Genomic DNA, 13,591 nt, shown 5'->3' on the forward strand with positions numbered 1-13,591 from the left:
GATATGGATCAAAGCCTGCTCGACACCATGCGCGTAGTTGCGCTGCCTATGAAGACAAACTTTCGTGGCATAAAGGTTCGAGAAGTTGCGCTATTTAAAGGTGAATACGGATGGGGGGAATTCTCACCATTTCTTGAATACGATTACAAAGAATCAGCCCCATGGTTGATGTGTGCAATAGAGGCGGCAACCAAGCCCCGGCCAGAGCTCTTTCGCCAATCCATCAAAGTAAATGGCACTATGCCAGCGCTTAATAATCCTAAAGATATCGAAGGCATCGTAAATTCTTTTCCTGGAGTAAATACCTTTAAGGTAAAAGTTGGTGATAACTTAAGTGAAGATATCGCTCGCCTTACCAAAGTCAGAGCCCTACGCCCCCAAGCAAAGCTACGTATCGATGTCAACGGTAATTGGTCGGTAGGCGAAGCAATCACCAACCTTCGTGCAATCTATGAAAAAATTGGCTCACTTGAATATGTAGAGCAACCATGTGCCACGGTCGAAGAGCTACGCGAACTGAAAGAAAAATTGCTCGTCAACATTCCTTTCGCCGGTGATGAAGTTCTACGCAAAGCCCGCGATCCATTTGCCTTCGACCTTACGGGCGCGGTTGATATCTTGATGCTCAAAGTGCAACCGTTAGGTGGCATCGAGCGAGCTCATAAACTGGCAGCGCATCACAAACTGCCTATCGTTGTATCTAGCGCGCTAGAAAGCGCAGTTGGTATCAATTACGGATTAATCCTGGCTGCATCACTTCCAGAAGTGAACTTTGACTGTGGATTAGGTACTGGCTCATTGCTCGCTACAAATATCGCTGAGTTACAAATCATTGATGGTGAGATTCAGATTGGAGAATTTGAGCCAGAATTCGGCGGTAACGAAGTGGCGCCAGAACGATATGAATGGTGGAAGAATCGGGTCATGAAGACGGCCGAGCTCTTGTGATGAATGCTTCAACTCAATTAGCTCGCGTGATTGTTCGCCAAATTCTTGAAGCAGGCGTGAAAGATGTTGTCATTTCACCGGGCTCGCGTAATGCGCCGCTTTCGATAGCCTTTTATCAAGCGAGCAAGAAGGGGTTAATCAATCTTCATGTGCGCATCGATGAGCGCACTGCCGCCTTCTTCGCACTTGGTATCGCAAAGGCATCAGGGCTACCGGTGCCCATCCTGTGCACCAGTGGAACAGCGGTAGCTAATTACCACCCGGCAGTTCTTGAAGCATCACATACAAATACACCTTTATTAGTACTCACCGCTGATCGGCCAGCAGCACTTCGTAGAACCGGTGCCAATCAAACAACGGAGCAGGCCCGCATCTTTGGCAAGGCAGTTCGTTACTTTGCTGATGTTTCAGGTTCGGCATATCCCATGGAACTTCCATTTAACTCACTTCATTCCGGGCCAGTGCACCTCAACATTCAATTTGAAGAGCCACTTATAGGCGACAGTGATGACTCATGGCTTGATGCGCTGAAGATTTCTCCCCCTACCGTCTTTGACCGCAAGTCTCCTGGCACTTTTTATACCAAGTCCACCCGAGGTGTATTAGTAATCGGACATGATCGCGGTGGATTGAGTGCTGAATCAGTTATTGCGTTTTCGAAAGAACTTGGCTGGCCAGTTATCTCCGAAGATCCACTCACTTTCGAAGGCGCTATTTCACATGCCAGCGTCTTCTTGACCTCAAATACGATCTCTGAAGATCTTGCGCCAGACACAGTTGTCGTGATTGGTCGCACAACTCTCTCCCGTGCAATTAATGCTCTCATTGCGCGTGCGAGAAAAGTAATTGTGATTGATCCGCGTTTAGCTACTGTTGATTCTGATCGAAGTGCCTCGCAGAAATTTATCCAGCTACCGGTTGTTGAGGTCCAAACACCGGATGCCGAATATGCCGAAAAGTGGAAGAAGTACTCACTTCGTGCAATGAAGCTAGTTGCTGATATTTCAACCTGGTCGGAGCAACTTGTTGCACGCGAAATTGGTTCCGCAATTCCTGAGGGAACTTCGCTCTTTATTTCTTCCTCTCGCCCCATCCGTGACATTGAAGGATTTGCAGTAGTGCGAACTGGCGTTGAAACCTTCGCTAATCGCGGCCTTGCCGGAATTGATGGCAATATCTCAACCGCCCTCGGTATCGCCTTACAGCGTGAAGCGACTATTGCCGTTCTGGGGGATCTTGGTTTTCTTCATGATCTCACTGGGTTAATTCACCAGGAGAAGATCAATCTCAAGATTTTTGTCATCAACAATGATGGGGGAGGAATCTTCTCAACTCTAAGCCAGCGAGGTGTAGCTGGTTTTGAAGATGTATTTGGAACTCCTCATGGTCTAGATATCCCAGCAATTGCTAGTGCGATGGGAGTAACCGCAAAAGAGATTGATAATCAAGCTCAGTTGATATCGGAGATCTCCGCACCTGTGCAGGGGCTGAGTGTTGTTGTTATCAATGTTCCAGCTAGGGAATCAAACGCGGATTTCTTGCAAGGGATTTACAAGAGCATTTCATCCATGTAGGGCAGAGCGCATCGGAATCATCTTCGCTGCGCTCTCTTCCAGTTCTTTTTCGGGAGTAGAGGCGGCAACAATCCCGCAGCCGGCAAAGATGCGAATACTGCGATCAGTAATCTGACCTGTGCGCAGCGCGATTCCAAGTTCGCCATCACCACTGGCATCAATCCAACCCACGGGACCTGCATAGCGCCCACGGTTCATGCCTTCAATCTCATCAATAATGTCGAATGCAATATTACGTGGTGTTCCACATACCGCTGCTGATGGATGCAGTGCTTGCAGTAGTGAGAAGGCATCGATGTGTTGTTTTGATTCAATCAGCGCGCCTGTGACATCGGTGGCTAGATGCATCACGTTAGCCAAGTGCAGCACATATGGGGACTCAGGCACATTTGTGGAAGAACAGAATGGATCAAGGGCATTGGCCACTGAACGCACTGCATACTCATGTTCCTCCAGATCTTTTGATGAACGTGCAAGGGAAGCCGCAAGTGCTAAATCTTTCTCGTCTTGGCCTGTTTTTGAAATAGTTCCGGCTAATACACGTGAAGTTACCATTCCGCGAGAAAGGCGTAAGAGGAGTTCTGGTGTTGCTCCGACTAGGCCATCGACAGCAAATATCCATGTCGTTGGATATTCAGCAGCAAGAGTTTTAAGTATGGGACGCGGATCAATCTTTGAATCCGATGTTGCAATCAGATCTCGTGCCAGCACTACCTTTTCCACAGCAGTAGTGCTTACTCGAGCAACAGCATCTGCCACTCGTTTCATCCACTCAGCCGATGACAGACTTCCTTCGCCGAAGGTAAAAGCAGAGGGACTGGTAGGCGGTGGCGTTTCTGGCAGAGCCGGTTGTGGTTGATCGCCAATCCAAGTTATCCATGAACTTGCACCTTTCTGCCCCACAACTACTTGCGGAATAACCAGTACAGATTCCTCATTTCTATCAAATGAAAACGATGCGAAGAGAACGGGTCCGCTGCCACTGCCGTGGACTGAGTTGGAGACAGAAAAAGTCTCTAATTGTTGGTGCCACCAGGTGCGAGCTTTTTCAAAGCGGTCTTTTCCACTCACAACTGTGCTTGCATGCACACCCCAACCAACGAGACCTTCACCATTTCGCACCCATGAAATAGGGGCAGTCGCAGGCAACAGATCTAGAAGGGGAAGATGTTCACCAATTCGAGCTGTGGTGACCGGAATTAACTGCGGCATCTATTTATTAAGTGTGCGGGAAATTCTGCGCCAAACAAGTGGCAGCGAAGTTGCAGTAATTGCAATCTTGATTGCTTCACCGAGAATGAAGGGTGTAAAGCCGGCCGCAATTGTCTTTGCCCAAGAGAGATCAAGTGTCTGCTGCAACCAGAGTAATCCGAAGGTGAAGATGATGGCATCGCCAAGAAGAAGTGCTGGAAATGAAGTTCTAAATTTCTGGTCTGCTTTACGATCAGCTAAATAACCGAGTACGAGGGATGCCACCAACATGCCAACAAGGTATCCACCGGTTGCGCCAATGAGGCGATCAATTCCGTGATTGGCAGATGTGGCAGAGGGAGCGAAAATTGGTGCACCGGCAACACCGGCAAGAAGATAAGTGGCAAAGGTAAGAACTCCTAAGCGAGCGCCATAGGTAGTTCCAATAAGGAGCACGGCAAGAGTTTGGCCTGTGACAGGAACAGGAGAACCAGGTACTGGGATTGCAATCTGGGCTAAAAGCGCGATGAAAGCTACGCCAGCCATGACAAAGAGACCTTGGGTAAGCACGGTGCTGCGTGGAAATACCGTGGCGCGCAGTGACTGAGAGTTCGATGCAAATGACATGATGATTACCCGTTCTTTAAAAGTTGTGCCCGAAGCCTACCTTCGGGGAGAATATGTGCATGTCACGCGCCAATATGGATAAGAACCCTGATGAAGTGGCCGCGATGTTCGATGGGGTTGCCAAGCGCTATGACCTGGTCAACGACCTGCTCAGCTTGGGCCAGACCAAAGCCTGGCGCCGGGCGACGACCAAAATCATCGCCCCAAGGGCTGGGATGAAGATTCTCGATTTAGCCGCTGGGACAGGTTCGAGCTCTGAGCCATTGGCTGCAGGTGGCGCCGATGTGATTCCAGCGGATTTTAGTGAGGGGATGTTGGCCGCCGGCCGCAAAGCCCGCCCGCACCTAGCCTTCACCAAGGCCGATGCCCTAAACCTTCCCTTCAAAGATGGCGAATTTGATTCTGTGACCATCTCCTTTGGCCTTCGCAATACCGCTGATATCGACCTGGCCTTGGCCCAGATGCTGCGGGTGACCAAGCCCGGCGGGCAATTGGTCGTATGCGAGTTCTCCAGCCCAACCTTTGCCCCCTTTCGCAAGATCTATACCAACTACCTGATGCGGGCACTTCCCTGGGTGGCCGGGCGAACCTCATCCAACCCCGATGCCTATATCTACCTGGCCGAATCGATTAGGGCCTGGCCAGATCAGAAGGCGCTCGCAGCCAAGATTGAAGCGGCCGGCTGGAGTCGGGTCACCTGGAAGAACCTGACTGGCGGAGTTGTCGCAGTTCACAAGGCGTTCAAGTAATTCCAGTTTTTTGCCACGCTGGATTGCACTTAGGATTGCGCTCGTGAGCGGCAATCCATATATTCCAATAATCGTAATTTTCGCGATTGGCTTTGGCTTTGCCGCCTTTTCGGTGGCAATCGCCGCCGTAACAGGGCCGGCTCGCTACAACCGCGCCAAGCAAATGGCGTATGAATGTGGAATCGAACCTTCTCCGCAAGCTCTGCAAGGTGGGCGGTTTCCGGTCAAGTACTTTCTTACCGCGATGCTCTTCATCATCTTTGATATAGAAATTGTCTTTCTCTACCCATGGGCGGTGGCCTTTGATCAACTTGGGTTATTTGGATTAGTTGAGATGGCTATCTTTATCGGAACAGTTTTTGTGGCATATGCCTATGTGTGGCGCCGTGGCGGATTGGAATGGGATTAAATCGTGGGACTAGAAGATAAATTACCAAGTGGAGTTTTACTTTCCACTGTTGAAGGACTTGCCGGCTACATGCGCAAGAGTTCACTCTGGCCCGCAACATTTGGGCTGGCATGTTGCGCCATTGAAATGATGGCACTTGGTTCTGCGCCAAAGCATGATATTTCTCGTTTTGGCATGGAACGCTTTTCGGCTTCTCCTCGTCAAGCAGATCTTATGATTGTTGCTGGTCGCGTTTCGCAGAAGATGGCGCCAGTGCTGCGCCAGATTTATGATCAAATGACAGCGCCAAAGTGGGTTATTTCCATGGGTGCATGCGCATCCTCTGGTGGAATGTTTAACAACTATGCAATTGTGCAAGGCGTTGACCACATTGTTCCTGTTGATATTTATCTTCCAGGATGCCCACCGCGTCCAGAACAGTTGATGGATGCAATCATCAAGCTGCACACTCTTATTGGCGATACCAAGCTCGGTCCTAATCGGGAAGCGGTCATTAAAGAGGTAGAACTTGCAGCCATGAATGCGCTACCTACCCATCAATTAGGCAACTTCGAGATGAAGGGTTTGCTCGCCTAAATGACTCAAGAACAGAACGGGATGTTCGGCGCTGCCGGAACTGGAGATACCTCGGGTTACGGCGGACTTGTTCGCACCGCGGTGGCGACTGGATCCACCGAGCGCCCATACGGCGGATATTTTGACGATGTCGCCGATGATTTAGAGCGCGCATATCCTGACTTTGCCGATGCAATTACTCGCATTGTTGTAGATCGCGGCGAGCTCACCTTGCACATTAAAAAATCACGTTTACTTGAGGTTGCATTTATCTTGCGCGATAAGTTGAAGTTTGAAATGTGTCTGGGAGTTTCGGGCGTGCACTACCTAGATCGCACAGGTGCTGAACTCGTTGCGCTCTATCCATTGCTGTCGATGACTAAGAACCAACGTATTCGCCTGGAAGTAGCAACATCAGATTTAGATCCACACATTCCATCAGTTGTTGAAGTGTGGGCTGGAAATAATTGGCATGAGCGCGAAGCGTTCGACATGTTCGGAATTATTTTTGATGGACACCCTGGGCTTACTCGTATTTTGATGCCTGATGATTGGGATGGACATCCGCAGCGCAAAGATTACCCATTGGGTGGAATCGCAGTTGAGTACAAGGGTGCAACAACGCCAGCGCCATCACAACGCAGGAGCTACCAGTGACTACCACATTTGATCCATACGCATCATCACGCGAAACCACTGAAGGCACGGTCTTCTCGGTTACCGGTGGTGATTGGGATTCACTCGTTGCTGAAATTGGTGAATCAAAAGAAGAGCGCATCATTGTCAATATGGGACCACAACACCCATCTACGCACGGTGTGCTTCGCCTAGTTCTTGAACTTGAGGGCGAAACCATTACCGAAGTGCGTACCGGAATTGGCTATCTTCATACCGGAATTGAGAAGAACATTGAATTCCGTAACTGGACGCAAGGTGTCACATTCGTCACTCGTATGGATTACCTATCGCCAATCTTTAATGAAACCGCATACTGCCTGGCTGTTGAAAAACTGCTGGGCATTACCAATGACATTCCAGAGCGCGCTTCTGTGATTCGCGTTCTAATGATGGAGCTCAACCGAATCTCCTCACACATGGTCGCACTCGGCACCGGCGCACTTGAACTAGGTGCCATGGGACCAATGTTCTTTGCCTTCCGCGATCGCGAAATTGTGCTTGATGCCTTTGAAGAGATCACTGGATTACGTATGAATATGGCCTATGTGCGCCCTGGGGGAGTATCGCAAGATCTGCCAGCAGGAATGGGCGGCAAGCTTCGCGAATTGGTGAAGACACTTCGTAAGAACTTTGAGGATAATGCCAAGTTGCTTATCGGTAACACGATCTGGATGAAGCGCACAGTAGGTATTGGTTATCTCGATTTGGCAGGTTGTACAACACTTGGAATTACTGGACCAGTACTTCGCTCTGCCGGACTTCCATGGGATCTACGAAAGACACAGCCGTACTGTGGATATGAAAATTATGACTTTGATGTCATCACAGCAGATACTGCAGATGTTTATGGCCGTTTCTTAGTTCGTATGGCAGAACTTGAACAATCACTTCGCATTATTGAACAAGCAATCGATAAGTTAGCTGCACTCGAAGGTCAACCAGTAATGGTTGCTGATAAGAAGATTGCCTGGCCGGCGCAGTTGGCACTGGGCGCCGATGGTCTCGGAAACTCACTTGAGCACATTCGTCAAATCATGGGCTCTTCTATGGAATCACTGATTCACCACTTCAAACTTGTCACCGAAGGTTTCCGGGTTCCAGCAGGCCAGGCATATGTGGCAATTGAATCTCCACGTGGGGAACTTGGTGCACATGTTGTCTCCGACGGTGGCACTCGCCCTTATCGCGTTCATTTCCGGGAACCATCTTTTAATAACTTGCAAGCAACTTCTGCCATGAGTGAAGGCGGAATGATTTCTGACATTATCGGCGCAGTTGCTTCTATCGATCCTGTTATGGGAGGGGTGGACCGCTAATGGCTACTGATCAGATTCTCAACCAAGAAGTAATGCAATCAATCATTAAACGCTATCCACGTAGCCGCTCAGCAATCATGCCGCTGCTTCACTACGTGCAATCAGTATCTGGTTATGTAACAAATGAAGGCATTGAATTGATATCTGATCTGCTTGATATTGAAACTGCAGAAGTATCTGCAGTGGCGACTTTCTATACCCAGTACAAGCGCAAGCCGGTAGGTGAGTATCACGTGGGAGTCTGCACCAATACCTTGTGTGCAGTTATGGGCGGAGATGCAATCTTTTCCGCCCTTAAAGAGCACCTCAGCATTGAAAATGATGGCGTAACTGATGATGGAAAAGTTTCACTTGAACATATCGAGTGCAACGCTGCCTGTGATTACGCACCGGTTGTGATGGCTAATTGGGAGTTCTACGACAACCAAACTGTTGAATCCGCTAAATCACTCGTTGATGCAGCGCGTTCTGGAAATCCTCCTGCACCCACACGTGGACCAAGCAAACTTGTTACCTATAAGCAAGCATCGGCAGTTCTTGCCGGACTCGATGACGGACTTGCACGTGAAGGCGTTCAGGCCGGTGGCCCTACGCTCCTTGGCCTAAAACTTTCAAAGGAAGGTAAGTAATGTCAAAGTTAACTCCGGTTCTTTCGGCACATTGGGATGAAGCAGATTCATTTACCATCGAGGGCTACACGCGTCATGGTGGATATACCGCTTCCAAAAAAGCACTTGCCATGGATCCCGATGCAGTCATTCAAATGGTGAAAGATTCTGGCCTTCGTGGTCGCGGCGGTGCCGGCTTTCCAACCGGAATGAAGTGGGGATTTATTCCACAAGGTGACGATAAAGATCACTACCTGGTAGTTAATGCTGATGAATCTGAGCCGGGAACTTGTAAAGATACCCCGCTAATGATGGCTAACCCACATGTATTAATCGAAGGTTGCATCATTGCTTGCCATGCCATTCGGGCCAAGCGGGCATTTATCTATATCCGCGGTGAAGTAACACATGTAGTGCGCCGGGTGAATGCTGCAATTGCCGATGCCTATAGCGCAGGGCACCTTGGAAACGGAATTGATATCACCCTTCATATCGGAGCAGGTGCATATATTTGTGGTGAGGAAACCGCGCTGCTTGATTCACTGGAAGGCTTCCGTGGACAACCACGTTTGCGTCCACCATTTCCAGCAATTGCTGGTCTCTATGCCCGCCCTACTGTGGTCAATAACGTTGAATCGATCGCATCTGTTCCGGCAATTATCAGCAATGGCGCAGAGTGGTACCAATCAATGGGCACAGAGAAGTCAAAGGGTGCAACGCTTTACTCACTTTCGGGCCATGTGAATAACCCTGGCCAATTCGAAGCACCACTGGGCATTACCTTGCGCGAAATTCTTGAACTCGCTGGTGGAGTTCGCACCGGACATAAGCTCAAGTTCTGGACACCTGGTGGATCTTCCACTCCACTGTTTACCGATGCCCACCTTGATACGCCACTTGATTACGAGGGTGTGGCAGCAGCAGGTTCCATGCTTGGAACTAAAGCTCTTCAAATCTTTGATGAAACAACATGTGTAGTGCGCGCAGTACTTCGCTGGACTGAGTTCTATAAGCATGAGTCATGTGGAAAGTGCACACCATGCCGGGAAGGCACTTGGTGGCTAGTACAGATCTTGCGCGATCTGGAAAATGGCACAGGCACAGAGGCTGATCTTGATAAGTTACTCGACCTCTGCGACAACATCATGGGCCGCTCATTTTGCGCACTCGGCGATGGCGCAACCAGCCCAATCACATCTTCGATTAAGTATTTCCGTGAGGAATACATCGCACACCTAACAAACGGTGCCTGCCCATTTGATCCTGTGAAATCAACCCTCTTTACCGGCGCGGTGAGCTAGTGACTACAACTCAGGATGCTGCAGTTGCAGTAGAGCTCATCACCGTCGTTATCGATGGCTTTGAAGTCTCTGTTCCTAAAGGAACTCTGATTATTCGCGCAGCTGAAAAACTTGGAATTCAAATTCCGCGATTCTGCGATCACCCACTTCTAGATCCAGTAGGTGCATGTCGTCAGTGTCTAGTTGATGTTGAAATCAATGGTCGCGCATTTCCAAAGCCACAAGCTTCTTGCACAATTCCCGTGGAACCAAACATGATTGTAAAGACACAACTGACATCACCTGTTGCAGATAAGGCGCAGAAAGGTGTGATGGAGTTGCTGCTTGGTAATCATCCACTTGATTGCCCAGTCTGCGATAAAGGTGGCGAATGCCCATTGCAAAACCAAGCGATGAGCAATGGGCGCGCAGATGCCCGCCTAGATGGATATAAGCGCACCTTTGAAAAACCAATCAATATCTCTTCTTCCGTACTACTTGATCGCGAACGTTGTGTTCTCTGTGCTCGCTGCACCCGATTCTCGGAACAAATTGCATCAGATGCCTTTATTACTCTTAACGAGCGCGGCGCCCTACAGCAGGTGGGCATTTATGAGAATGATCCATTTAAATCTTACTTCTCAGGTAACACAGTTCAGATTTGCCCAGTGGGTGCACTCACCGGTGCTTCCTATCGTTTCCGTGCTCGTCCCTTTGATTTAGTTTCTACGCCATCAGCTTGTGAGCATTGTGCATCAGGCTGTGACATGCGCACCGATGTTCGACGTGGCAAGACACTTCGTCGTCTTGCCGGCGATGATGCATCAGTAAATGAAGAATGGAATTGCGATAAGGGACGTTGGGCATTTAAGTACGTAACCGCCCTCGATCGCCTGACTCATCCACTTGTACGAAATGCAGAGGGTGTACTTGTTCAAGCATCATGGCCGGAAGCACTTGCCGCAGCTGCGGCTGGACTTAAGGGAAAGCGGGCAGCAGTTATTACTGGTGGACGCGTGACAACAGAGGATGCTTATGGCTACGCAAAGTTTGCCCGTATAGCATTAGGAACTAACGATATTGATTTCCGCGCGCGTGTGACTTCAGATGAAGAAGGTGACTTCCTGGCCGCCCACGTTGTTGGGTCATCTGCCACCTATCGCGATATCGATATGGCAGATCATGTTGCACTGATTGCCTTCGAGCCAGAAGAAGAGTCACCTATTGTTTTCTTGCGTCTAAATAAGAATTTCAAGAAGCGTGGTCTGAAAGTTTCGGCAGTGGCAACGAAACAATCTATTGCCATGGATAAACTCAAAGCAGAGTTTCTAAAAGTCGCACCAGGTGCGGAAGGTTCTGCAGTTGCAACACTTGCACTCACCGCAAAGTCTCTGATTCTTGTGGGAGAACGTGCTTCGGAAAGTGTTGGGCTCTTCTCAGCTGTGGCAGCACTTGCGGCAAAGACAGGTGCGAAGATTGCCTATATTCCACGCCGAGCAGGAGAACGTGGGGCACTAGAAGCAGGTGCACTCGGATCACTTCTTCCAGGTGGACGTCCAGTTGCTGATGCCGCAGCTCGAGTAGATATTGCAGCTGCCTGGGGAGTTGCCGCGCTATCAACGCAACCTGGCCGCACAACAACAGAAATTATCTCTGGCCTGGCAGAAGATCAACTTGATGCACTTGTTGTCGGCGGCGTCGATGCTCATGACTTACCAAATTCACGTGTAGCACTTGATGCGCTAAAGAAATCATTTGTGGTCTCATTAGAAATTGCGCCAAGTTCGATAACGGAAGTTGCAGATGTTGTTCTACCGGTTGCTGCAATTACCGAAAAGAGTGGAAGTTTCCTTAACTGGGAAGGTCGAGCACGCGCATTTGATGCAGCTGTCGCAGACTCTCAGAACCGTAGTGATGTTCGTATTCTTTCCATGATTGCCGATGCCATGGGTGAATCCATCATGCTCGGCTCAGTCACCGCAGCAGCACGTGAATTTAACCAATTAGGTAAGTGGGATGGCGCCCGCGTTGTCTTCACATCGGTCACACCAGTAACTGCAAAAACTATCGGTGCCAACGAGGCACTTCTTACCTCATGGCGCCGCCTACTTGATATGGGAACTTTGCAAAAAGGCGAAGACAATCTTGCCGGCACGCGTCGCCCAACAGTTGCCGTGATTTCAGCGAAGCGCGCAACTTCACTTGGTGTTACATCAGGTGATCAGGTGCGAGTATCGAATGCGCACGGCTCAATCACAATTCCAGCACTCGTTGAAGATATTCACGATGATGCAGTGTGGCTACCGCGTAATTCATTTGCATCACAAACTCTGGTTTCACTCAATGCCGCGCACGGCGATGTAGTAACGGTGGTAAAGGTATGACAACAGCAGAGCTATTAGGAACAGATCCAGGTTGGATCATTGGCGTTAAAGCGCTACTTGTATTTATCATCTGTGTGGTTGCAACGCTGATGGCGGTCTGGACCGAACGTCGCGTTTTAGCCAAAATGCAGCTGCGTACTGGCCCTAACCGCGTGGGAAAGTTTGGACTCCTCCAATCACTTTCTGATGGAGTGAAGCTAGCCCTAAAAGAAGACATCATCCCGGCGGCGGCAGATAAAGTTGTATTTATCATTGCTCCAATTATCGCTACCGCAATGTGCTTCATGGCCTTTGCTGTAATTCCAATGACTGGAGTAGTAAATCTCTTTGGACATCAGACCGCGCTACAACTGACCGATCTGCCAGTGGGAGTTCTCTACATTCTGGCTGTGACATCAATCGGTGTGTATGGCGTTGTCCTTGCCGGTTGGTCTTCTGGATCAACCTACCCACTACTTGGTGGATTGCGTTCAAGTGCTCAGGTGATCTCATATGAAATCGCAATGGGGCTCTCACTTGTCGCAGTCTTTATTTATGCCGGCTCTATGTCCACATCGGCGATTGTGGATTCACAGCATCAAAACATTTGGAATGCAGTTGTTCTCTTTCCTTCATTTATTATTTACCTTATTTCCATGGTGGGTGAGACGAACCGCGCACCATTTGATTTAGCTGAAGCAGAAGGTGAACTAGTTGGTGGATTCCACACCGAGTACTCATCACTGAAATTTGCACTCTTCTTCCTGGCTGAATATGTAAATATCATTGCCGTCTCAGCTCTTGCGACAACGCTCTTCCTTGGTGGTTATCACGCACCTCCAGGGCTTGGTTTTACAGAGCAGTGGTTTGGTGGATGGTTCACATTTATCTGGTTCATCACCAAAGTTAATTTATTCTTCTTCATCTTTATGTGGTTACGCGCAACTCTTCCACGCCTGCGCTATGACCAATTTATGAAATTTGGCTGGAAGGTTCTCATTCCTGCTTCACTTGTGTGGATTCTCATCGTTGCAACTCTTCGCGTCTTGCAGCAACAAGGTGCAAACCGAGCAGTGATTATCGCCTTTGCTGCAGGAGTAGTTCTCTTGCTGATGGCAGTGTCTTCCCTTGTTGATCGCAGTAAGAAAGTCTCGGGCGAGCCACTTGCCGAGGGCGAAGATCCGCAATTCCCAGTCCCATCACTTCCACATCTTCGCTCGATTAGCGTTACAGGAGGTCAGAAATGACAGATTTTATTGAGCCACGCAAGAGCTCAGAGCTCGGTATCAATTC

General features: G+C 49.2%; 13 protein-coding genes. 11 read left to right on the forward strand and 2 right to left on the reverse strand.

The window, feature by feature from the left end:
* Positions 1–3: 3 nt before the first annotated feature.
* Positions 4–948, forward strand: coding sequence for an o-succinylbenzoate synthase (locus AC9UEP_RS01320; protein WP_509543312.1), 945 nt, complete (start codon positions 4–6; stop codon positions 946–948).
* On the forward strand, positions 948–2,522 hold the full coding sequence (gene menD / locus AC9UEP_RS01325; RefSeq protein ID WP_509543313.1) for a 2-succinyl-5-enolpyruvyl-6-hydroxy-3-cyclohexene-1-carboxylic-acid synthase: 1,575 nt from the start codon (positions 948–950) through the stop codon (positions 2,520–2,522). Before AC9UEP_RS01320 ends, menD begins: the two co-directional genes overlap by 1 nt.
* Here menD and AC9UEP_RS01330 read toward each other — a convergent pair.
* Together AC9UEP_RS01330 and AC9UEP_RS01335 are read right to left on the reverse strand one after the other, a co-directional pair.
* Positions 2,511–3,734: an isochorismate synthase gene (locus AC9UEP_RS01330; RefSeq protein ID WP_509543315.1), complete on the reverse strand. Its 1,224-nt coding sequence runs from the start codon at positions 3,732–3,734 to the stop codon at positions 2,511–2,513. The genes menD and AC9UEP_RS01330 overlap by 12 nt on opposite strands.
* Positions 3,735–4,340 carry a biotin transporter BioY gene (locus AC9UEP_RS01335; RefSeq protein WP_509543317.1) on the reverse strand — a complete coding sequence of 202 codons (606 nt, stop codon included), beginning with the start codon at positions 4,338–4,340 and terminating at the stop codon, positions 3,735–3,737.
* A gap of 59 nt (positions 4,341–4,399) precedes the next feature.
* Here AC9UEP_RS01335 and AC9UEP_RS01340 point away from each other — a divergent pair, with 59 nt between their 5' ends.
* The 9 genes from AC9UEP_RS01340 to nuoH are packed head-to-tail and all read left to right on the forward strand — an operon-like array spanning position 4,400 to position 13,545.
* On the forward strand, positions 4,400–5,089 hold the full coding sequence (locus AC9UEP_RS01340; RefSeq protein ID WP_509543318.1) for a demethylmenaquinone methyltransferase: 690 nt from the start codon (positions 4,400–4,402) through the stop codon (positions 5,087–5,089).
* A gap of 43 nt (positions 5,090–5,132) precedes the next feature.
* A complete protein-coding gene (locus AC9UEP_RS01345; RefSeq protein WP_509543320.1) occupies positions 5,133–5,498 on the forward strand; it encodes an NADH-quinone oxidoreductase subunit A in 366 nt (121 codons plus the stop codon).
* 3 nt (positions 5,499–5,501) lie between these two features.
* Positions 5,502–6,074 carry a NuoB/complex I 20 kDa subunit family protein gene (locus tag AC9UEP_RS01350; RefSeq protein WP_509543322.1) on the forward strand — a complete coding sequence of 191 codons (573 nt, stop codon included), beginning with the start codon at positions 5,502–5,504 and terminating at the stop codon, positions 6,072–6,074.
* Positions 6,075–6,710 carry an NADH-quinone oxidoreductase subunit C gene (locus AC9UEP_RS01355; RefSeq protein ID WP_509543323.1) on the forward strand — a complete coding sequence of 212 codons (636 nt, stop codon included), beginning with the start codon at positions 6,075–6,077 and terminating at the stop codon, positions 6,708–6,710.
* Entirely contained in the window at positions 6,707–8,047 is a 1,341-nt protein-coding gene (locus AC9UEP_RS01360) for an NADH-quinone oxidoreductase subunit D (protein WP_509543325.1), read from the forward strand. The genes AC9UEP_RS01355 and AC9UEP_RS01360 overlap by 4 nt, the downstream gene beginning before the upstream one ends.
* On the forward strand, positions 8,047–8,676 hold the full coding sequence (gene nuoE / locus AC9UEP_RS01365) for an NADH-quinone oxidoreductase subunit NuoE (protein ID WP_509543326.1): 630 nt from the start codon (positions 8,047–8,049) through the stop codon (positions 8,674–8,676). Before AC9UEP_RS01360 ends, nuoE begins: the two co-directional genes overlap by 1 nt.
* Positions 8,676–9,956 (forward strand): NADH-quinone oxidoreductase subunit NuoF, encoded by a 1,281-nt coding sequence (gene nuoF / locus AC9UEP_RS01370; protein ID WP_509543328.1) that lies wholly within the window; start codon positions 8,676–8,678, stop codon positions 9,954–9,956. Before nuoE ends, nuoF begins: the two co-directional genes overlap by 1 nt.
* Positions 9,956–12,319: an NADH-quinone oxidoreductase subunit G gene (locus tag AC9UEP_RS01375; protein ID WP_509543330.1), complete on the forward strand. Its 2,364-nt coding sequence runs from the start codon at positions 9,956–9,958 to the stop codon at positions 12,317–12,319. The genes nuoF and AC9UEP_RS01375 overlap by 1 nt, the downstream gene beginning before the upstream one ends.
* The gene (gene nuoH, locus AC9UEP_RS01380; RefSeq protein WP_509543332.1) at positions 12,316–13,545 is read left to right on the forward strand and encodes an NADH-quinone oxidoreductase subunit NuoH; all 1,230 of its coding nucleotides are present in this window, start codon (positions 12,316–12,318) and stop codon (positions 13,543–13,545) included. Before AC9UEP_RS01375 ends, nuoH begins: the two co-directional genes overlap by 4 nt.
* The last annotated feature ends 46 nt before the right edge of the window (positions 13,546–13,591 follow it).

Origin of the sequence: Candidatus Planktophila sp. (genome assembly GCF_040402315.1) — a bacterium.
Lineage (GTDB): Bacteria > Actinomycetota > Actinomycetes > Nanopelagicales > Nanopelagicaceae > Planktophila.